The sequence below is a fragment of the Conexibacter sp. JCM 18997 genome (genome assembly GCF_055391915.1).
Genome location: NZ_AP043885.1, coordinates 3,786,993 through 3,806,243, shown reverse-complemented (window position 1 = coordinate 3,806,243; position 19,251 = coordinate 3,786,993). Strand labels below are relative to the sequence as shown.

The following is a 19,251-nucleotide window of genomic DNA, read 5'->3' as shown; positions in this document are numbered from 1 at the left end:
TGGGATTGAGGTTTTTCGCTCTGGCGCCGGGATTCGGGCCGCGAGAGCCACGCCGACGAGTCGCCTCTGACTCCCGCCCAGCGGGAGCGAGATGCGAGTCGGTGGCGCTGACCGCCACTCAGACGCGACTCGCGCGGGAAGGGCGCGGACGCGCACCCCTCGCCGCAGACGGCGCCGCCGGAACGGCCCACGCGCCCTGGGTCAGGCGCCCCAGGGCATGCCGTCGCCCCACGCGGTGAGCCCGTCGCTGTCGCGGGCCACGCCCTCCAGCAGCGCGGTGCGCTGCCACGGGTCGCGCTTGGGGCGCGGGTCGGCCGGTGGCGGGGCGGTGTCGCGCATGAACTGCTCCAGCGCGGCGACGACCGCGGCCGCCTCCTCGGGGGTGGCGCCGGGCGCGACGATCTGCAGCTGGGGGCGACGGTTGGGCACTTTCCGAAAAGCTACCGGTTGATGCCCGACCTCCACGTTCTCAACCGCGACGCCGTGCTGGCCGCCGTCAGCGCCGCCGCCGCCATCGACCACGTCCGCGACGCCTTCCTGCGCCACCACCAGGGCGAGTGGGTGATGCCCGCCAAGGTGTACCTCGACAGCCCGCCCTACGGCGACTTCCGCGCCATGCCCGCGCGCGGCGGCGACCTGGCGATGCTCAAGTGGATCGCCTCGTTCCCCAGCAACCCGGCGACCAACGGGCTGCCCGCGGTGATGGGGATGGTCTGCATCAGCGACGCGCGCACGGCGCTGCCGTTGGCGCTGCTGGACGCCGCGGCCGTCACCGCGCTGCGCACCGGCGCGGTCGCCGCCGTGGCCGCGACGGCACTGGCCAAGGAGGGCGCGGCGACCGTCGGCATCATCGGCTGCGGCCTGCACGGCGCCTGGACGGCGCGCTGCCTGGCCGCCGCCGGCTTCGGCCCCGGGATCTGCTTCGACCCGCGCGAGGCCGCCGCGCAGGCGCTGGCCGACGAGCTCGGCTGGAGCGTCGGCACGCTGCCCGAGGCGCTGGCCACCGACGTGGTCAACTGCGTCACGCCCGGCAACGCGGTCGTGGTCGACGTCAAGGACCTGCGCCCCGGCCTGCACCTGAACATGCTCGGCGCCGACGGCCCGGGCAAGGCCGAGGCCACGGTCGGCGCCGTGCGCTCGTGCGCGCTGTTCTGCGACGAGTGGGCGCAGGCCTCGCACGGCGGCGAGCTGACCGGCGCCGTGGAGGCGGGCCTGGTCAAGCGCGACGACGTGACCGACCTCGGCGCCGTGCTGGCCGGCCAGGCGCCGGGCCGCCCCGGGCCCGCCGCGGTCACGCTGTTCGACTCGACCGGCCTGGCCATCCAGGACCTGGCGATCGCCGCCGCGGCCCTGGAGGCGCTCGACGCGGGCCGCGTCGAGGCCCAAACCGTGTCCCTCTAACCGGCCTTCAGGACCTTGCGGGCCATCGTCGGGTCGTCGGTGATCAGGGCATCGACGCCGGCGGCCGCGGCGGCCCGCACCTCGTCGGCCTTGTCGAGCGTGTAGGGCACGACCTTCAGCCCGGCGGCGTGCGCGGCCTGGACGTAGGCGGCGTCGATCGGGAACTGCGGCGAGACCCACGCGCTCCCGGCGTCGACGGCCGCCTGGATCGAGGTCGCCTCGGCCACCTTCAGCGTCAGCGTCGCCGTGGCCACCCCGGGCATCGCGGCGTGGGCGGCGGCCAGGTTGGGCGGGAAGAACGACTGCACGATCACCTTCGACAGCGGCACGCCGGCCTTGCTCAGCCCCGCGGCCAGCGCCTTGGCCGAGGCCCCGGTCGGGTCGTACTGCTTGAGCTCGATCGACGCGCTCGCGCCCGTCTTCTTCACCAGCGCCAGCACCTGGGCCAGCGTCGGCACGGGGATCCGCTCGCGGGTGGACTTGGAGCCCAGCGCGCTGTCGGGCGAGCCGAGCTTGTCGGTCGGGCAGTGCTTGACGATGTCCGCCGCCGTCTTGGCCGACACCGGACCGGTGCACACGGTGGTCCGCTCGAGCGTGTCGTCGTGCATGACGATCGGCACGCCGTCCTTCGTCATCTGGATGTCGAACTCGAGCACGAAGCCCTGCTTGGCGGACGCCTTGAAGGCGGGCAGCGTCGCCTCGGGGTAGGTGGCGCGGCCGTCGACGAACGACCCGCCACGGTGGGCCTGGATCTGCGGCATCGGCGTCGCGGCGGCGATCACGGCGAGGGCGGTGGCGAGGAACATGCGGGCAGGCTAACCCGCGGGGCCGGGCTCCGGCGTCAGCGCGGCGCCGGTCTCCGGACCGGCCTCCGGCGGCGGCGCCGGCGGCAGGCCGGGGTCGACCGGCGGGTTGGGGTGCGTCATCCGCCACCACTCCCCGAGCGCGATCTGGATCGTCGCCGCGGCGGGAATCGCCAACAGCGCGCCCAGGATGCCCAGGACGGACGCGCCGGCGAACACCGACAGGATCACGATGATCGGGCGCATCTGGACCGTGCGCTTGTAGACGAAGGGCCCCAGCACGTGCGTCTCGAGCTGCTGGTAGATCACGAAGTAGACGACGAACGCGATCGCCGTGCCCGGCCCTTCGAACAGCGCGACGATCGCGATCACCACGGCGCCGATGGCCGAGCCGACCAGCGGGATCAGCGCGAAGAAGGCCATCACCACCGCGAGCGGGACCGCGAACGGGATGCCCAGGATGGTCATGGCCACGAACGCGGCCAGGCCGGCCAGCGTGGCCACGGCGAAGGCGCCCGCCACGTAGCCGCCGATCGCGCTGGCCGCCTCCGACGCCAGCCGGCGCGCCTGCTCGGCCCGGTCGGGCGCCATGCGCGAGTAGCCCAGCTCGAACAGCCGGGGCGAGTCGAGCAGCAGCAGGAAGGCGATGGCCAGCACGGCGATCGTCTTGGCCGCGCTCTCGGCCGCGCCGATCGTCACCGACTCCAGGTCGCCCGCGGCCTTGCCCAGCAGCGACGGCAGCTTGTTGGCCTCGCCCTCGAGCTTGGCCACGATGCCGTACTGCTCGTCCCAGTGCTCCAGGACCGAGTCGTTCTTGACCTCGTTGATGTAGCGCGGCACGTGGCGGACGAACGCCTCGATCTCGTCGACCAGCGGCGGGATCACGATCAGCCCGACCCCGACGATCAAGCCGATCGCGATCAGGTACACGAGCAGGATCGCCACCGCGCGCGGCCCCTTGATCAGCCGCTGCACCACGGCCACCGGACCGCTCAGCGCCGCGGCGACGAAGACCGCCAGCACGGCGAGCAGGACCACGTCCCGGAGCAGGTAGACGAGGTACAGCAGGCCAACGATGGCGGCGACGGTCAGGACCGTTCGCGCCGTCTGCTTCGGTGTGGCGTTCACGCGCGCGGGAACGCTACCGCCTCGCGTCGCGTCAGGCCGGCGTGATGATCGACTTCTGTCCGCGGGAGACGGTCCAGTGGAACGGATCCACCGGTTCGGTCGCGGTGCTCTTGCGCTTGATCGTCTGCATGCGCACGAACCGCACGTCGAACGCGTCCTGCGTGGCGCTGACCAGGCCGTAGCCGTGGCGGTCGAAGTCCGCGCTCTGCACCCACGGGTTGATGCCGCGCAGCGCCTCGATCAGCGCCGGGGCGGTCGACGGGTTGGCGTCGTTGCCCTTGATCACCGTGCCGCCGCCGGCGTCGAGGTCGATCTCGCCCAGCCCGGGCGAGGTGATCGAGCCGCCCACGAACTCCAGCGCGACGCTCGGGCCGGCGCCCATCTGGGTGCGCACGTCGCCGGCGATGAACGTGTGGATGTCGCCGGTCACGAAGACCACGTCGGCGATGTTGTTCGTGGCGATGTGCTGCAGGAGCTCCTCGCGCTCGCGCGGGTAGCCCTGCCAGGAGTCGAAGGTGAAGTACGAGCCGCCGAGCACCTTCGTCGGCATGATCATCACCTCGTTGCCGATGACCTTCCAGGCCGCCTTGGACGACGACAGCGCGTTCTTGGCCCAGGCCATCTGCTTGGCGCCCAGGAAGTCGCGCGGCTGGTCCCAGTCGGCGCAGGCCGGGGCGACGGCGTCGTCGCACGGCTGATCGGCCCGGTAGCGGCGCTGGTCGAGCATGACCAGATCGACCGTGGAGCCGAACTGCAGGCGCTGGTAGATCGGGTCGGCGAAGGTGGGCATGTTCTCCCACCAGGCGCGATAGGCGGCCTGCTGGCGCTTGCGCGAGAACGCGTGGTTGGCCGGCAGGCCGCCGTCGGCCTCCTCCCCGGCGTAGTTGTCCTGCACCTCGTGGTCGTCCCAGATCACGACCATCGGGACGCTGGCGTGGAGGTCGCGCAGCGCCTTGTCGGACCGGTACAGGGAGTACTTCTGGCGGTACTGGTCCAGCGTCACCGCCGACAGCAGGTCGTAGCCGGGCAGCTGCTGGCCCACCTTGTCGTCGCGCACGCCCTTGCCGTTGGCCAGCGAGTAGTAGGCCTCGTCGTAGATGTAGTCGCCCAGGCACACGACGAAGTCGACGTCCTCGTCGGCCATCTTCTCCAGCGCGTTGTACCAGCCGTGGGTGTAGTCCTGGCAGGAGAAGTAGGCGAACTTCACCGGCTCCTTGGAGTCCGCCGGCGGCGCCGTGCGGAACCGGCCCACGGGCGAGTCGGCCGTCTTGGTGGCGAAGCGGTAGTAGTACTGCTCGTGGGGCTTGAGCCCCTTGACCAGCGCCTTGACCGAGCCGTCGCTGGCCGGGCTGGCCACGATCGAGCGGTGCGCGACGACCTTGCGGAAGGTCTTGTCGGTGGCCACCTCGAGCTCGACCGTGCCTCGCCGGGCGGCCTCGTCGATCCGGGTCCACAGGGAGATCGAGCTCGACGTGGGGTCGCCCGAGGCGATGCCGTCGGTGAACTTCCCGCCTCGCAGCGGAGGCGCCTTGCGCGCCCCGGAGGCGAGCGCGGTGGGCACGAGCACGGTGGCTGCGGTGGCGCCTCCGGCGATCAGGAACTGGCGACGGGTGGTGGGCACGGCGCGACCGTACCCCCGCGCACGTGACCGTTCGGTGATCGAATCGTGAACGGGCGCGGAGAGGGACTCCCCCGATGTGGCCGCGGCGGCCAGCCGCGACGGTGACGCCATGAAGCGAACGATTCTCCCCGTCGCCCTTGCCGCGCTCGCGCTGGCCCCCGCCGCCGCCACCGCCGCCACCCCGCAGGGCACCTACTCCGGCAGCTACGGCCCCGAGGAGTCCGAGGCCACCGCGATGGTCACCGTCGACCAGGGCAAGGTCACCGGCCTGTCGGTCAGCTGGACCTGCGACGACAAGCGCACCCAGGCGACGCTCATCTCCAACGCGGCCGGTGACGGCGGGGCCACGATCCGGCTGAAGAAGAACCGCTTCACGCTGAAGCGCGCCGCGCAGATCACCCAGGGCGCCATCGGCGAGAACGGGTTCCAGCACGGCAAGGGCACCGCCGGCTTCACGATGACCTTCACGGGCTCGTCGTGGAAGGGCACCGTCAAGGCCTCGGGCCTGGGCTGCTCGACCTCCGGATCCTTCACCGCGACGCGGATCTAGGCCGATCCCGGACCAGCAGCCGGACCAGCGGCGGGGCGGCCAGGACCATCACGAACACGCGCAGGGCCTGGACGGCCACGACGAACGTCGTGTTGCCGCCCAGGCTCGCCGCGGCGGCCAGGATCGCGTACAGCCCGCCCGGCGTGGTGGCCAGGTAGGCGTCGCCGAACGTCACGCTGGTCAGCGGCAGCAGCAGGAGCGCCAGCCCCGCGCAGGCCACGATCAGGAACACGATCGACAACAGCGTCGGCACCAGCAGCCGGCCGACCTCGCGCAGGCTGGCCATCGTGAAGCGCAGGCCGACCTGCAGGCCGATCGTCGCGAAGGCCAGCTGGGCCAGCAGGTCGGGCAGCTGCGCATCGCCGGCCAGACCGCTGATCGACGCGGCGGCGGCCAGCAGCAGCGGCATCAGCAGCGCGCTGGCCGTGAAGCGCAGCAGGCGGCCCAGCGCGACGCCGCCGATCGCGCACACCGCGGTGAAGGCCAGGTCCTTGGCCAGCCCCGCATCGCCGGAGCCGCCGGCGCCGATCGCGCTGCCGCCGTCGGTGATCAGGAGGTGGGCCAGCAGCGGCGCGGTGACCACGATCACCAGCACCCGCAGGTACTGCATGAAGGCGACCATCCGCCCGTCCGCGCCCAGCTCGTCGGCCATCGCCACGATCCCGCTGGCGCCGCCCGCGATCAGGCCCAGGCAGGCGGTCGGCTTGTCCAGGCCGGTGAAGCGGGCCATCAACAGGCCCGCGGCCAGCGACACGCCCAACGTCCCGACGGTGACCAACAGGACCGGCGCCCAGTCCTGACCGACCGCCTTCAGCGTGTCGGCGTCGACCGCCGCCCCGAGCGAGATCCCGATCAGCGCCTGCGCGGCGATGCTGCCCGGATGGGGGATGGCCAGCGGCGCGGGGCCGGCGAACGCGAGCGCGTAGACGACGCCGACCAGCAGCGCCGCGAAGAGCGTCGGGCTGGGGAAGCCGATGGCCGAGAAGCCCAGCGCGACGCCGATCGTCGCGCCCGCGAGGGCCAGCCAGCGGATGATGGTCGAGCGGGGCGGCACGCGCCCTTCGACGCTAGGGCCGCTAGACCACCGTCACCGCGGGGCTGCCGTGCGCGATGCGCACGACCGTCGGATCCAGCTGCGCGCGGCTGTGCTGCTTGATCGTCTGCATCTTGCGCATCGTGGCCTGGAAGCGATCGGGCGTGACCTCGCAGATCACGTAGCCGTGATGGTCGGCGTCCAGGTAGGTCCACTCGGGGTTGGCGGCCAGGCGCTGAGCGGTCACGGCCTCCGGCTCGGTCGGCGCGGCCAGCGTGCCCCAGCCGGGGTCGTTCTGGAGCGCGTGGCCCTCGGTCGTGCTCAGCGAGGTGATCGACGAGCCGCACACCTCGGGCGCCGCCGGCGTGCCGTCGCCGAGGCGCGCGGTGCCGGCGATGAACTCGTGGATGTCGCCGGTGCAGAAGACGGTGCCCGGCGTGTCCTTGGCCACCCGCAGCAGCGCCTCGCGCTCGGCCAGGTAGCCGCCCCAGGCATCGCGGTCGTCGACGCCGGAGGAGCCGTCGGCCTCCAGGCGCCGGGTGATCTGGACCTCGTTGGCGATCACCTTCCAGTTCGCCTTGGACGCCTTCAGGCCGCCCTGCACGAACTGCTGCTGGGCGGCGCCGAGGAACTGCTGCGAGGGGTTGCTGGCGTCCGGGCAGGAGGGCAGCGTGTCCTGGCCGCAGGGCTGGCGGCTGCGGTACTGGCGCTCGTCGAGCACGAACAGGTCGACGAGCCCGCCGAACCCGGCCTGGTGGTAGAGCCGCGTGGGGCCGCCGTAGCTGTAGGTCGGCTGCTGCTCGAAGAACGCCTTGTAGCCGTTGGTCTTGCGCGCCGGGTCGTAGGCCGACGTCGTCTCGCCGCCGGCCGCGTCGGCGCCCGCGTAGTTGTTCTGCACCTCGTGGTCGTCCCACAGGTTGATCCACGCGGTCGCGGCCTGCGCGGCCTGCAGGTCGCGGTCGCTGCGGTACAGCGCGTACTTGTCGCGGAACTGGTCCAGCGACGTGGCCACCTGGTTGGGGTCCTTGCGCACGCCGAACGGGGCCGGGAAGGCGACGTCGGCGTAGATGTAGTCGCCCAGCTGGAGGACGAAGTCGAGGTCCTTCTCCTGGGCCAGCGCGGCGAGCGCGTTGTACCAGCCGAACGTGTACTCCATGCACGAGACCATCGCGAAGCGGATGGTCTCCTTGGAGCCTGAACCGGGGGCGGTGCGGAAGCGGCCGACCGGGCTGTGCTCGTCCTTGCTGTCGAAGCGGTAGTAGTAGTCGCGGCCGGGCTTGAGGCCCTTCACGCGCGCCTTGGCCATGTGGCCCAGCGCCGCGCTCGTGCGCACGAGCTCGTTGGCCACGACCTTGGAGAAGCCCTTGTCGGTGGCCACCTCCAGGCGCAGCGCGCCGGAGCCGCCCACGTGGCCGGCGTGGGTCAGCAGCGTGATCGCGTTCGCGGTCGGGTCGCCCGACATCACGCCCTGGTCGAAGGCCACGCGTGACAGCAGCGGCGCCTTGCGCGTGCTGGTCAGCCCGGCGGCGAGCGCCTGGGGCGCGAGGACGGCAGCGAGGGCGCCGCTTCCGGCGCCGACGACGAACTGGCGGCGGGTGTGCATGGCGCCACGTTAAAGCCCTGTCAACGTCCGGGTGCCGGTTAGGGGCCTCCCTGATGCGCGCGTGGCGCACCGCCGCTGGGATGGCGTCATGCCCAGTTTCATGAAGAAGGCGCTCGACGCCGCCACGGTGGCCAAGGGCCGCATCGACGACTACCGCACCGCGCAGGACGCCGCCTCGATCGCGCCGGTGGACGCCGCGCCGCAACCGCACGACGTCGCGGCGGCGGCCGGCGCGCTGCGCCGAGGCGCCGTCGATCCCCGCCCGCTGCTCAGCGTGCAGGAGGCCGCCGAGGTCGCGGGCCAGCCGCTCGGCGCGCCGCAGCTGACCTACAGCGACCAGTCGCTGGGCGTGCGCTACGCGGCCGCGGACCGGCGCGGCCGGCAGTGGGCCGTGGAGGTCGCGACGTGGTTCTTGGAGGACACGTCCGGCACCGACGAGGTGTGGGCGATGCTCGAACCGACGCGCGCGCTGGGCGAGCCGGTCGACGGCGTCGGGCGTGAGGCCGTGTGGGACGGCCGCCGCATGTACGTGCGCGCCGACGCCGTCGTCTTCCACGTCGAGGTCACGGTCCCCGACGAGGTCAGCTCGCGCGGGCGCGCCCGGCTGGCGGCCCAGGACGTGCTCGCGCGGCTGTGAGCCGGCCTACAGCGGGATGTTGCCGTGCTTGCGCTTCGGGCCGGGCTCGCGCTTGGTCTGCAGCGTCTCCAGCGCGGTGATCAGCTTCACGCGCGTCTCGCTGGGCACGATCACGTCGTCGATGTAGCCGCGCTCGGCCGCCGTGTAGGGGTTGGCGAACCGCGCCTTGTAGTCGGCCATCAGCTTCTGGCGACGATCGTCCGGCGTCGGCGAGTTGGCCAGGTCGCGGCGGTAGATGATGTTGACGGCGCCCTCGGGCCCCATCACCGCCACCTCGGCGGTGGGCCAGGCGAAGTTGAAGTCCGCACCCAGGTGCTTGGAGGACATGACGTCGTAGGCGCCGCCGTAGGCCTTGCGCGTGATCACGGTGATCTTCGGCACGGTCGCCTCGGCGAAGGCGTACAGCAGCTTGGCGCCGTGGCGGATGATGCCGCCCCACTCCTGCGTCGTGCCGGGCAGGAAGCCGGGGACGTCGCACAGGGTGATGATCGGGACGTTGAAGGCGTCGCAGGTGCGCACGAAGCGCGCGGCCTTCTCGGAGGCGGAGATGTCGAGCACGCCGGCCATCGCCCGCGGGTTGTTGCCGACGATGCCGACCGAGTAGCCGTTCAGGCGCGCGAAGCCGACGATGATGTTCTGGGCGAAGTGCTCCTGGATCTCGAAGAACTCGCCGTCGTCGACCAGCAGGCGGACGACGTCACGCATGTCGTAGGGCTTCTGCGGGTCGGCGGGGACGACGCTGTTGAGCTCCTCGTCCATCCGCATCGGATCGTCCGTCGGCTGCACGCGCGGCGGGATCTCGAGGTTGTTCTGCGGGAGGAACGACATCAGGTAGCGCGTGTCCTCGATGCACTGGTCCTCGTCGTCGGCGGCCAGGTGGGCCACGCCGGACTTGGAGTTGTGCGACATCGCGCCGCCGAGCTCCTCGAAGCCGACCTCCTCGCCCGTGACCGTCTTGATCACGTCGGGGCCGGTGATGAACATGTGCGACGTCTCCTTCACCATGAAGATGAAGTCGGTGATCGCCGGCGAGTAGACCGCGCCGCCCGCGCACGGCCCCATGATCAGGCTGATCTGGGGGATCACGCCGGAGCAGCGCACGTTGCGCAGGAACACGTCGCCGTAGGCGCCCAGTGAGACGACGCCCTCCTGGATGCGCGCGCCACCCGAGTCGTTGATGCCGATCACCGGGCAGCCGATCTTGGCCGCCAGGTCCATGACCTTGCACATCTTCTCGGCCATGACCTCGCCCAGCGACCCGCCGAAGACGGTGAAGTCCTGGCTGAACACGCACACGCGCCGGCCCTCGATGGTGCCGTGCCCGATGACCACCGCGTCGCCCCACGGGCGGTTGCGCTGCATGTCGAAGTCGATCGTGCGGTGACGGACGTAGGTGTCCATCTCCTGGAAGCTGCCCGGATCGAGCAGCTTCTCGATCCGCTCACGCGCGGTGTACTTCCCCCGCGCGTGCTGCTTCTCCTCGGCCTCTGGCGACGAATGCGCCGCGGCCTGGCGCAGCTCCTCGAGCTGGGCGAGCTTCTCCTCGAACGTTTCCGGGCTCTTCTGGCGCTGTGTCATAGGCGGGCCAGATCGTATTGACCCGTGGGTCAGCGGAGCGGTCAGGCCGGGCGCAGCGTCACCGTGCGGCGGGTCACGACCGCCGCCGCGCCGGGCTGCTGCAGGCGGATCTCCAGCGTTGCCGTGAGCGGGCGGCGGCGCTCGCGCAGGCGCGCGGCGATCGCCTTGGACGGCTTCAGCCGCAGGTTCGCGCGCCCGCGGGTCAGGTCGTGCACGGCGCGGGCCAGGACGTCGCCGTTGGCGCGCAGCGTGAGCGTCAGCTTGGCCGGCGCGTCGACGGTCAGGCCGACGGCCAGCCCGCGGCGCGTGAAGGTCGGGATCGTCAGGCGGCGCGTGGCCTCGACGCCCAGCGGCACGACGCGCACGGGCGGGGTGGTCGCCGGCCCGGTCGGCGCGGTGCTCGACGGGGCGGTCGCGGGCGCCGGCGCCGCGCTGTCGGCCCCGGCGGGCTCGAAGACGACCGGCGGCTCCGGCGCGGCCGGGGCGCCGACGCCGGGCGCGCCGCCTCCGGGCGTGGTGCCGCCCGGGCGCTCGGTCCGAAACGGGCCCGTGACCTCGTAGACCTTGCCGAAGCCGCCCGCCCGCTGGGAGCCGAAGTACAGCCGCGAGCCGTCGGGCGAGAAGGCCAGGCCGACGGTCTCCGAGGTCAGCTCGCCGCCCAGGAAGTGCTCGTCGCCGGTCAGCTTCAGGAAGCGCGAGACGAGGCGGTCGGGCGTGATCAGGCACACGTCCATCGCGTCGGGGTCGTCCTCGTAGGAGTCCTCGCACACGAACAGGTCTCCCGAGCGCGAGACCATCACGTTGTCGACCCCGCGCAGCGGGCTCACCCCACTGCCGGCGGCGTCGGCCGCATCGGCGTTGTAGAGGACGCCGATCGTCTCGCTGCGGGTGTCGTAGGCGTGGATCGTCTCGTCGCTGGTCGTGGCCAGGTAGACGATGCCCGAGTCGAACCAGATGCCCTCGCCGCGGGCGAACGTCGTCGCGGCGGCGACCTGGTCCTTGGTGGCGGTGCCGCCCGTCATCAGCGGATCGGGCACCTCGGCCCAGATCACCCGACCCGACGGGCGCACGCAGGCGATCTCCAGCAGGCCGGCGCCGAGGTCCGGGTACACGTCGGGCGTGTAGCGGTACAGCCCACCATCGCCGATGTCCTCGCTCAGGTAGACGCGCTGGCCGACGGGATCGACGCACACCGCCTCGTGCTTGAAGACGCCCATCGCCGGATGCTCGACGGCGTCGTTGGCGCCGGTCGGATCGCACTCCCACACGGTGCCGTTGTCGACCTCCTCGCACGACAGCCAGGTGCCCCACGGCGTCGGGCCGCCGGCGCAGTTCGTCGAGGTACCGCCCAGGATGCGCTGGGCCGCGACGATCGTGCCCGACGCGTCGAAGCGGATCGCCGAGACGCCGCCCACCAGCGGGATCTCCGAGTTGACCACCAGGATCCAGCCGCCGTCGGGCGTCGCGAAGGTGGCCGAGCCATCGGGGAACCACGGGAACGGGTAGGTGGTGCCGTCCACGAGGCGGTCGGCCTGCGCGATCACCCGCGAGCTGAACCCCGCGGGCAGCCGGATGCCGTTGGCGTCGGGCGGGCGCAGCGGGCCGTACGGGCTCGGGCCGGGCACGGCCGGGGTGGCGGCCAGCGCGTTGCGCCAGAACCCCGGCCCGAAGGAGACGGTGACGGCGGCCAGCAGGCCGCCCTGGACCAGCGATCGGCGGGTGAGGGTGCGGGTCATGCGGTCCTTCGCGGGAGGGTCAGGGTCCGGGTGGTCACGACGGAGGTGTTGCCCGCGCCGTCACGGGCCCGGACGGCGACGCGGTAGCGGCCGGGCTTCAGCGCCCGCGGCAGGGTCAGGCTCCAAGCCGTCGTCCCGCGCGCCGCGCGCCAGGTCCGCTTCGACGAGCCGACGCGCGTGATCGCGACCTGCACGCGCGTCAGGCCGGCGCAGCCGCGGTCCGTCGCGCGGCCCGACAGGCGTCGCGTCGCGGCGCGGAAGCCGGTCACGCGGGCGGACGGGGCCAGGACGTCGGTGCAGGCGCTCGCGGGTGCGGGCACCGTGGTCGAGGGCGCCGTGTCGGTCCTGGCCGCCGGCGGCGGCTCGGTCGGTCCGGCGTCGCGCCCGACCGGGGCGGACACCACGACCGCGCCGCCGCCTCCGCCGCTCGGGGGCGTCTCCGGCGCCGGGTCGCCGACGGTCACGGTCGCCGCGCGCGCGGCCGGGTCGTCGGCGCCCAGGCGCAGCCACAGCGGCTGACCGGCCGCGGCGGTCACGGTCAGCTCGATCGGCGCGTTGGCCGCCGCGCGGCTGTCGCAGGCCAACGCGCTGTCGCCGGTCGGCGCCGGACCCGGCGCGAACAGGGCCAGGGTGTCGGCGCCGGTGGCGCGCACGCGCAATGGGCCCGAGACGGCCGGCGTGACCTGTCGCCACACGGTCCCGGCGGCCGGGCAGCGCGGCAGCGCGGGGTCGGCCTCGCCCAGGGTGGCCCCGGCCAGCGGCACCGTGGCGCCCACCGCGGGGGCGGCCGCCGGGTCATCGCCCACCGGCGCGGCCCGCGGCGACAGCACGGTCGCCGCGACCGTGGCCAGCACGGCCTCCTGGCCACCGGAGACGGGCCGCCCGACCTGGACCAGCACCTGGCGTCCCGCGGGCACGCGCAGGTCGACGCTGGAGGAGCCCTGTCCGGCCAGGCCGCCGGGCCCGTGCGCGCCGTCGCAGGCCTGCGGTTCGCTGACGGCCGGATCGGTCGCGCCGGCCGGCTGGACGAAGGCGGCCAGGTCCGGCGGGTTCGTCGTCTCGCCCGACGCGTCGATGCGCAGCCGCCGCGTGCTGGCCGACGACTCGATCCGCAGCCACGCGGTGCGCTGGAAGCTCGCGCCGCCCAGGCAGCGCGGCACGCCCTCGTCCGGTCCTGCGCCGTCGAGCACGACGATCGCCTGGCGTTCGGTCGGGGTGCCGTTCTCGGCGGTCACCGATTGGAAGGCGGCGGCGTCCGCGGGTGCGTCGTTGGCCGGCGCGGCGGCCGCGGCGGCCGGCCCGACGACGGTGGCCAGCAGCGCGAGGCCAAGGGCGCGCAGCATCAGCGAGCCCTCCGGCGCAGGTCGGCTTGGACCGCCTTGGCGTACCGCGCGCGGCGCTGGGCCAGGCCGCTGCCGGGGAGCGCCGGCAGCGCGACCGGGTCCTGGCCGACGGTCTGCTTGCGCTGGATGCCGAGGATGCCGCCGTCGACGCGCTCGAAGTCGTTCGCGCCGGCGGGCTGCACGAACTCGGCGACGGTCGAGCTGGTCGCGCCGTCGGTGAGGATGTCGGAGGTGCGGTAGGCGACGCGCAGCTCGGCGGCGCTGGCGTCGACCCGCGCCCACCCGTGCTGCCCGCCGCTGAAGTAGCGGATGTGCGGGTTGGCGGTCTGGATCAGCACCGACGCGAGCCCGTCGATCTCCGCCGGGACGCCCGAGGAGGTGACCGAGCCGCCCACGAACTCGGTGGCCACCGGCGTCAGGCCGTCGAGCACGCGGTTGGCCATGTAGATGTGGATGTCGCCCGACAGGAACACCACGTCGTCCAGGCCCCTGGAGCGGATGTGGGCGATCAGCTCAGCGCGCTCGTCCGGATAGCCGTCCCACTGGTCGGTGTTGGGGTTGATCACGCCGAGCACGCCGAGCGGCGCGAACATCGTCTCGCTGCCGATCAGCTTCCAGCGCGCGGTCGAGGCGGCCAGCCCGCTCTTCAGCCAGTCCACCTGGCGGCGCCCGAGCATCGTGCCCTCGCCCCGGTACTGGCGCTGGTCGGTCAGCAGCAGCTCGACGTTGCGGCCCCAGCGGAAGCTGTTGAACACCCGATAGCGCTCGCTGGGAAAGGCGATCCGCGGCAGCCACTCGAACGCCGCGCGATAGCCGGCGGCGCGCTGCTGGGCCGACGGGGCGGGGTCGCCGTCGGTGTAGTTGTCGGCCACCTCGTGGTCGTCCCACACGTGGACCATCGGATGCAGCCGGTGCAGCTCGCGCAGCCCGGGGTCGCCGCGGTACAGCCGGTACTTGTCGCGGTAGGTGGTCAGATCGACCGACGCGAGCTCCGCGCGGCCCGCCACGCCGGGCTCCGGCTCGTCGTACTCGTAGGTGTAGTCGCCCAGTTGGACGATCAGATCGAGGTCCTGGGCGGCGGCGTCCCGATGGGCGTTGTAGAAGCCCTCGGAGTACTTCTGGCACGACGAGTAGCCGATCGCCACCGGCACGTTGGAGTTGGCCGGGGGCGCGGTCTTCGTGCGCCCGACCGGGGAGGCTTCGTCGGCGCTCTCGAAGACGTACCAGTAGTGGCGGGCCGGATCGAGGCCGTCGATGCGGACCTTCAGCGACCCGTCGACGGCACCGGAGGTGGGCACCACCACGGTGGCCACGGTCTGGCTCATCCCGGCGTCCGCGGCCACGGTCAGCCGCGCACCGCTCGTCGGGCGGTCGGTGGTCAGCCGCGACCAGAACGTGACCGCGTTCGGGCCGGGCTCGCCGGACGCGACGCCGTCGAGGAACCGACCCGGACCCACGCGGGTGGCGGGGTCGATCAGCCGGGCGAACGAGGGGGGCGCCAGCGCCGCGGCGCCGGCCACCGTGGCGGCGAAGACGAGCTCGCGGCGAGTGAGTCGGGAACGCATCGCGAAGGCGATCGTGCCCGGCGCGCGGTCAGCAAACGCCCGCGTTCACCGAATCGACACAGAGGCGTCCCGGTCTCAGCGCTGAAACGGGCGGTGGTGCGCCTGGCCGAGGTCGTCCAGGACCCGGCTCAGGAGCGCTTCGGTCTCGGTGGGATCGAAGCGGATCTGCGGTGGGTTGGGGTCCGGCGGCGGTGGCGGGCCGGGTGCGGGCGTGGGCGTCGGCGGGACCGGATCGGGCCCCGGGGTCGGGCCGGGCAGCTCGGCCCGCGACCAGAAGCGCCAGCGGCGGCGGGGCGCGGCGACCGCGACGGCGACCGGTTCGGGCTCCGGCTCCGGCTCGACGGGCTGGAGCGGCTCCGCGGGCGCCTCGCGCTCCACCGGCTGCGCCCGCAGCGTGACCTTCGTTCCCCATCCGGATGCGCTGAGCTCGACGGTACCGCTGGCCAGCTCGCCCTCCCAGGCGACCGTCGTCTCAGGCACGACCCGTTTGATGGTGATGTCGCCGAACGCCGCTAGGTGGCGGGTGAGTGCTTCGACATCCGAGAGCTCCGCCCACAGCTCGGGCGGAGACTTGACCAACGTGCGGTGGACCTCCATCGGCAGCGGGCTTCCCCGGGCCGCGGCGATCTCCTCCAACGGATCTGGTTCTGCAGGCTGTCGCCCGGTGGCGCGTTGGCGCTCTTGCTTTTGGGCGAACCGATACGGCAGGATCGCTCTTGTGCGGGACCTTGGCAGGGGAACCGGGCACGCGACGCGTCCCCGACGGTTGTGGCCATTGCTGGCCGTGTTGGCGTTCGCGTGGCCGGCAGCGGCGCACGCGGCCGACTACCACACGCCCGGCTACAAAGGACTGACCAAGGCGCCGAAGGTCAAGACGCCGCCCCAGCCGCCGCCGATCGACATCGGCGCGGGCACCGACCCCGACGTGCTCGTCGACGCGGCGGGCACCGCGCACATCACCTGGACCAGCGACCCGCCCACCGGCTCGGACACGCTGGAGTACTGCCGCCTGCCGCGCGGCGCCACGACCTGCGCGGTGCGCCAGTCGCTGGTGCCCGGCGCGCCGATCGACGCGCTCGGCGGCGAGGCGCTGGACGTCGAGATGGGCGGGCCGACGGTGCTCGCGCTGGGCGACGAGGTCGCCCTGCTGACCCATCGCTACCCGAACATCCGCCAGCACCCCGGGCGCACCTCGGATCGCACCACCTGGCTGTACACGTCGGAGAACGGCGGCACCAGCTTCGGCGAGCCCGGCATCATCGGCGACGCCGAGGCCAGCGGCGGCGCGCTGGTCTACGGCTCCGACCCGCCCTCGATCGGCGTGATCAGCGACACGCGCACGGGCGGCACCTTCTTCCAGGGCTCGCCCGCCGGCCAGTACGTCGCCGCGCAGGCGCTGCTCGGTCCCGGCGACGGGGCCTACGACGGCCGCCTGGCGCTGCTGCCCGACGGTCGGCCGCTGGCCGCCTTCGCGGACCTGACCAACCACGTGCTCGTGCGCGAGTGGACCGGCACCGGCTCGGTCAACGACGCCGCCAACTGGACCGCCCCGCAGGTCCTGGCCGGCGAGCAGCCGCGCGTGGCCGGCGGCCCGACCGGCACCTACCTGATGAGCCGCGCCGACTCGGGCGCGAAGTACGACGTGCGCCAGCTGGCGCCCACGCCGGGCGCGCCGACCATCGTGTCCGACCATCGCGGCTCCGCGCCGGCGCTGGCCATGGACCCGTCCGGCGGCCTGCACGCGATGTGGGTCGACCCGATGGACGAAGGCGCCGTCGAGGTGCGCAACGCGATCTCGGGCACGGGCTTCGGTCCCGCGGTGACGCTGACCAAGGACCTCAACGCCGGCGACACGGCGATCGCCGCGGCCGCGGACGGCGGCGGCCTGGCCGTGTGGGGCACCAAGGACGACGCCGGCGCCTCGGTCATCCGCGCGGGCATCTTCGGCTCGACCGCCGCCACCGGCAAGCTCGGCCTGGGCAGCCTGGCCGGCGGGGGCGACGACGGGGGCAGCTCCAGCTGCAGCGCGATCAACTTCGGCGCGGTGACCGCCACCACGAACGGCATCGGCTGCTTCCTGGCCGACACCAAGTCCTCCAGCGGCGCCAAGGTCTCGACCGGCACCGTGCGGCTCAACGGCCTGGACATCGTCCCCGACGCGGGCGCGCGCATCGTCGTCGACCGCCGCCAGAAGACGCTGGACACGTTCGGCTCGGTCACCGTGCTGATCGGCGACGTCCAGCTGTGGCGGGGCGAGCTGCACATCAAGCTGCCCAGCGACAAGGCCGGCACCGTCCTGGCCAGCTTCGACACGTCGAAGTTCCCGGTCCTGCTCAAGGGCTTCCCGGTGCGCGGCAACATCGACATCGAGCTGCTCAAGGACAGCGTCCGCATCCCGATCTCGATCGAGCTGCCGCCCGCGTTCGGCGGGATCCGCGGCAACGCCGTGCTGACCGCCGACAACGCGCGCGGCCTGCACCTCGACAGCCTCCACATCGCGGCCGACACCGTGCCGCTCGGCCCGCTCGTGCTCAAGGACCTGGCCGTCGACTACCAGGGCGCCGGCGAGGTGTGGGAGGGCAAGCTGACGCTGCTGCTGCCGCCCCAGCCGACCGGCGGCAAGATCGCCGGCCTGGTGCGCTTCGAGATGGGCAGCCTCAAGCGCGCCTACGCGGCGTTCACGCCGCCCGCGCCGGGCATCACGCTGGGGCCGGGCGTGTTCCTGACCACGATGGACATCGACCTGTCGCTGGATCCGACGCGCCTGCAGGGCAGCGCGACCGTGGTGGCCGGGCCGGTGGTCCAGGACAAGTCCCTGGTCGACGTGAAGGGTTCCTTCGACTTCCAGTTCCCCGACGTGGGCCCGTCGACGCTGTCGATGAGCGGCGTCCTGCACCTGGCCGACGTCCAGGTGGCCGACAACAACTTCACCTTCCGCACCGACGGGACGGCGAACCTGTCGGGCAACGTCGGCATCGACCTCGAGGTGGCCAGCGTCACCGGTGCGGTGCGCGGCTCGCTCGACGGACCGGCCGGCGTGTTCGACGCCGCGATCACCGGCGAGGTGTGCGTCGCCTTCCCGGTCGCGGGCAAGCTGTGCCTGGATCAGACCGGGCTGATCTCGTCGCGTGGCTTCGCCGTCTGCGCGGGCTTCAACGTGCTGGGCGAGACGGTCAGCGCCGGCTACGGCTACCACTGGGGCGGCAACCCCTACGACCCCGACAACCTGCTGATCCCGTGTGACGTCGGGCCGTTCACCTCCGGCGGCGGTGGGCGCCTGAAGGCGAAGGCGGCGCAGGCGGGTTCGAGCGTGACCATCCCACGCGGCGCGCAGCGCGCGACGGTGCGGATCGTCGGCCAGGGCGGCGCCCCGGCGGTCACGCTGACCGGGCCGGACGGCGCCAGCATCGTCACCTCCGACACGCCCGAGCAGCTCGAGCGCGTGGGCGGCGCGCTGGTCCTGCGCGACGCCAAGCGCACCGCGACGTACATCGTCCTCGACCAGCCCGCCGCCGGCAGCTGGCAGGTGCAGGCGCACCCGGCCTCGGTGCCGATCAGCTCGGTCGCCGTCGGCGTCGCCGCGCCCGTGAAGGTCAGCGGCACCGTCGCCAAGGCCAAGAACGGCCGCGTGCTGCGCTACCAGGCCTCGGGCCTGGGCGGCCGCCAGGTCCGCTTCGTCTCCCAGAGCGCCGACGCCACCGACGCGCTCGGCCTGGCCAAGGAGGGCAGCGGCACGCTGCGCATCCCCGACGACGGCGCGCCGGCGGGGCAGCGCACGGTGGTCGCGCTGGTCGAGCGCGACGGCCTGATCGTCGAGCAGCACGAGGTGGCGCGCTTCACCGCCGCCGCGCCGCGCGCACCCAAGCGGCCCAGCAGCGTGCGCGTCACGCGCAGCGGCAAGGGGCTCGTCGTGCGCTGGGGTGCCTCGGCGGGCGCCAAGAGCTACCAGCTGCGCGTCGACACCGCTCAGGGCAAGCGGCTGATGCTCACCGCGGGGGCCAAGGCCCGCAAGCTGACGGTGCCGGGCATCGCCCGCTACGACACGGCGAGCGTCGCGCTGACCGCGATCGGCGTCGGCGACCTGCGCAGCCCCGCCGCCCGGGCGAAGTCCAAGGCGACGATCAAGCTGCGCGCGTAGTCGTCGGGCTCGGCGCCGCGCTCGAGCGTCATGCGCGCGTGCCACTCGGCGGCGGGATCAGCGTGGGGAGGTCGGATGTCGGCCATCGCGGCGCCACGCTACGGCCGCGCGGGCG

At 73.2% G+C, this 19,251-nt stretch carries 15 protein-coding genes; 4 read left to right on the top strand and 11 right to left on the bottom strand.

Going from position 1 to position 19,251, the window contains the following annotated elements:
• Window positions 1-201: 201 nt before the first annotated feature.
• The gene (locus ACZ5UI_RS19160) at window positions 202-429 is read right to left on the bottom strand and encodes a hypothetical protein (protein ID WP_464189900.1); all 228 of its coding nucleotides are present in this window, start codon (window positions 427-429) and stop codon (window positions 202-204) included.
• A 21-nt stretch (window positions 430-450) separates the two neighbouring features.
• On the opposite strand from ACZ5UI_RS19160, the gene ACZ5UI_RS19155 reads away from it, so the two are divergent.
• Window positions 451-1,401, top strand: coding sequence for an ornithine cyclodeaminase family protein (locus ACZ5UI_RS19155; RefSeq protein ID WP_464189898.1), 951 nt, complete (start codon window positions 451-453; stop codon window positions 1,399-1,401).
• Here the strand turns inward: ACZ5UI_RS19155 and ACZ5UI_RS19150 are convergent.
• Genes ACZ5UI_RS19150 through ACZ5UI_RS19140 form a run of 3 tightly spaced genes read right to left on the bottom strand, consistent with a single transcriptional unit; the run spans window position 1,398 to window position 4,953 of the window.
• On the bottom strand, window positions 1,398-2,207 hold the full coding sequence (locus ACZ5UI_RS19150) for a glycerophosphodiester phosphodiesterase (RefSeq protein WP_464189896.1): 810 nt from the start codon (window positions 2,205-2,207) through the stop codon (window positions 1,398-1,400). The genes ACZ5UI_RS19155 and ACZ5UI_RS19150 overlap by 4 nt on opposite strands.
• Window positions 2,208-2,216: 9 nt before the next feature.
• Entirely contained in the window at window positions 2,217-3,332 is a 1,116-nt protein-coding gene (locus ACZ5UI_RS19145) for an AI-2E family transporter (RefSeq protein ID WP_464189894.1), read from the bottom strand.
• A 31-nt stretch (window positions 3,333-3,363) separates the two neighbouring features.
• Entirely contained in the window at window positions 3,364-4,953 is a 1,590-nt protein-coding gene (locus ACZ5UI_RS19140; protein ID WP_464189892.1) for an alkaline phosphatase D family protein, read from the bottom strand.
• 109 nt (window positions 4,954-5,062) lie between these two features.
• Here ACZ5UI_RS19140 and ACZ5UI_RS19135 point away from each other — a divergent pair, with 109 nt between their 5' ends.
• Window positions 5,063-5,503: a hypothetical protein gene (locus ACZ5UI_RS19135; protein ID WP_464189889.1), complete on the top strand. Its 441-nt coding sequence runs from the start codon at window positions 5,063-5,065 to the stop codon at window positions 5,501-5,503.
• Here ACZ5UI_RS19135 and ACZ5UI_RS19130 read toward each other — a convergent pair.
• Together ACZ5UI_RS19130 and ACZ5UI_RS19125 are read right to left on the bottom strand one after the other, a co-directional pair.
• Window positions 5,484-6,557, bottom strand: coding sequence for an AbrB family transcriptional regulator (locus ACZ5UI_RS19130; RefSeq protein ID WP_464189887.1), 1,074 nt, complete (start codon window positions 6,555-6,557; stop codon window positions 5,484-5,486). The genes ACZ5UI_RS19135 and ACZ5UI_RS19130 overlap by 20 nt on opposite strands.
• A 22-nt stretch (window positions 6,558-6,579) precedes the next feature.
• The gene (locus tag ACZ5UI_RS19125; RefSeq protein WP_464189885.1) at window positions 6,580-8,139 is read right to left on the bottom strand and encodes an alkaline phosphatase D family protein; all 1,560 of its coding nucleotides are present in this window, start codon (window positions 8,137-8,139) and stop codon (window positions 6,580-6,582) included.
• Window positions 8,140-8,227: 88 nt separating this feature from the next.
• On the opposite strand from ACZ5UI_RS19125, the gene ACZ5UI_RS19120 reads away from it, so the two are divergent.
• Complete coding sequence (locus ACZ5UI_RS19120) at window positions 8,228-8,776, top strand: hypothetical protein (protein WP_464189882.1); 549 nt, start codon at window positions 8,228-8,230, stop codon at window positions 8,774-8,776.
• Window positions 8,777-8,782: 6 nt separating this feature from the next.
• On the opposite strand, the gene ACZ5UI_RS19115 is transcribed toward ACZ5UI_RS19120, so the two are convergent.
• The 5 genes from ACZ5UI_RS19115 to ACZ5UI_RS19095 form a co-directional block, all read right to left on the bottom strand.
• Window positions 8,783-10,354, bottom strand: a complete 1,572-nt coding sequence (locus ACZ5UI_RS19115) for an acyl-CoA carboxylase subunit beta (RefSeq protein ID WP_464189880.1) — start codon at window positions 10,352-10,354, stop codon at window positions 8,783-8,785.
• 41 nt (window positions 10,355-10,395) lie between these two features.
• A complete protein-coding gene (locus ACZ5UI_RS19110; RefSeq protein ID WP_464189878.1) occupies window positions 10,396-12,090 on the bottom strand; it encodes an alkaline phosphatase PhoX in 1,695 nt (564 codons plus the stop codon).
• A complete protein-coding gene (locus ACZ5UI_RS19105) occupies window positions 12,087-13,433 on the bottom strand; it encodes an Ig-like domain-containing protein (protein ID WP_464189876.1) in 1,347 nt (448 codons plus the stop codon). The genes ACZ5UI_RS19110 and ACZ5UI_RS19105 overlap by 4 nt, the downstream gene beginning before the upstream one ends.
• Window positions 13,433-14,998, bottom strand: a complete 1,566-nt coding sequence (locus ACZ5UI_RS19100) for an alkaline phosphatase D family protein (protein ID WP_464189874.1) — start codon at window positions 14,996-14,998, stop codon at window positions 13,433-13,435. The genes ACZ5UI_RS19105 and ACZ5UI_RS19100 overlap by 1 nt, the downstream gene beginning before the upstream one ends.
• Window positions 14,999-15,073: 75 nt before the next feature.
• Window positions 15,074-15,478, bottom strand: a complete 405-nt coding sequence (locus ACZ5UI_RS19095) for a hypothetical protein (RefSeq protein ID WP_464189872.1) — start codon at window positions 15,476-15,478, stop codon at window positions 15,074-15,076.
• A 295-nt stretch (window positions 15,479-15,773) separates the two neighbouring features.
• Between ACZ5UI_RS19095 and ACZ5UI_RS19090 the strand changes: the two genes are divergently transcribed.
• Complete coding sequence (locus tag ACZ5UI_RS19090) at window positions 15,774-19,136, top strand: hypothetical protein (RefSeq protein WP_464189870.1); 3,363 nt, start codon at window positions 15,774-15,776, stop codon at window positions 19,134-19,136.
• The last annotated feature ends 115 nt before the right edge of the window (window positions 19,137-19,251 follow it).

What these genes read in the sequence shown, in the direction of transcription:
- ACZ5UI_RS19155 (WP_464189898.1), top strand. Translation starts at nt 451, where the DNA reads ATGCCCGACCTCCACGTTCTCAACCGCGACGCCGTGCTGGCCGCCGTC.
- ACZ5UI_RS19150 (WP_464189896.1), bottom strand. Translation starts at nt 2,207, where the DNA reads ATGTTCCTCGCCACCGCCCTCGCCGTGATCGCCGCCGCGACGCCGATG.
- ACZ5UI_RS19135 (WP_464189889.1), top strand. Translation starts at nt 5,063, where the DNA reads ATGAAGCGAACGATTCTCCCCGTCGCCCTTGCCGCGCTCGCGCTGGCC.
- ACZ5UI_RS19125 (WP_464189885.1), bottom strand. Translation starts at nt 8,139, where the DNA reads ATGCACACCCGCCGCCAGTTCGTCGTCGGCGCCGGAAGCGGCGCCCTC.
- ACZ5UI_RS19120 (WP_464189882.1), top strand. Translation starts at nt 8,228, where the DNA reads ATGCCCAGTTTCATGAAGAAGGCGCTCGACGCCGCCACGGTGGCCAAG.
- ACZ5UI_RS19115 (WP_464189880.1), bottom strand. Translation starts at nt 10,354, where the DNA reads ATGACACAGCGCCAGAAGAGCCCGGAAACGTTCGAGGAGAAGCTCGCC.
- ACZ5UI_RS19110 (WP_464189878.1), bottom strand. Translation starts at nt 12,090, where the DNA reads ATGACCCGCACCCTCACCCGCCGATCGCTGGTCCAGGGCGGCCTGCTG.
- ACZ5UI_RS19105 (WP_464189876.1), bottom strand. Translation starts at nt 13,433, where the DNA reads ATGCTGCGCGCCCTTGGCCTCGCGCTGCTGGCCACCGTCGTCGGGCCG.
- ACZ5UI_RS19100 (WP_464189874.1), bottom strand. Translation starts at nt 14,998, where the DNA reads ATGCGTTCCCGACTCACTCGCCGCGAGCTCGTCTTCGCCGCCACGGTG.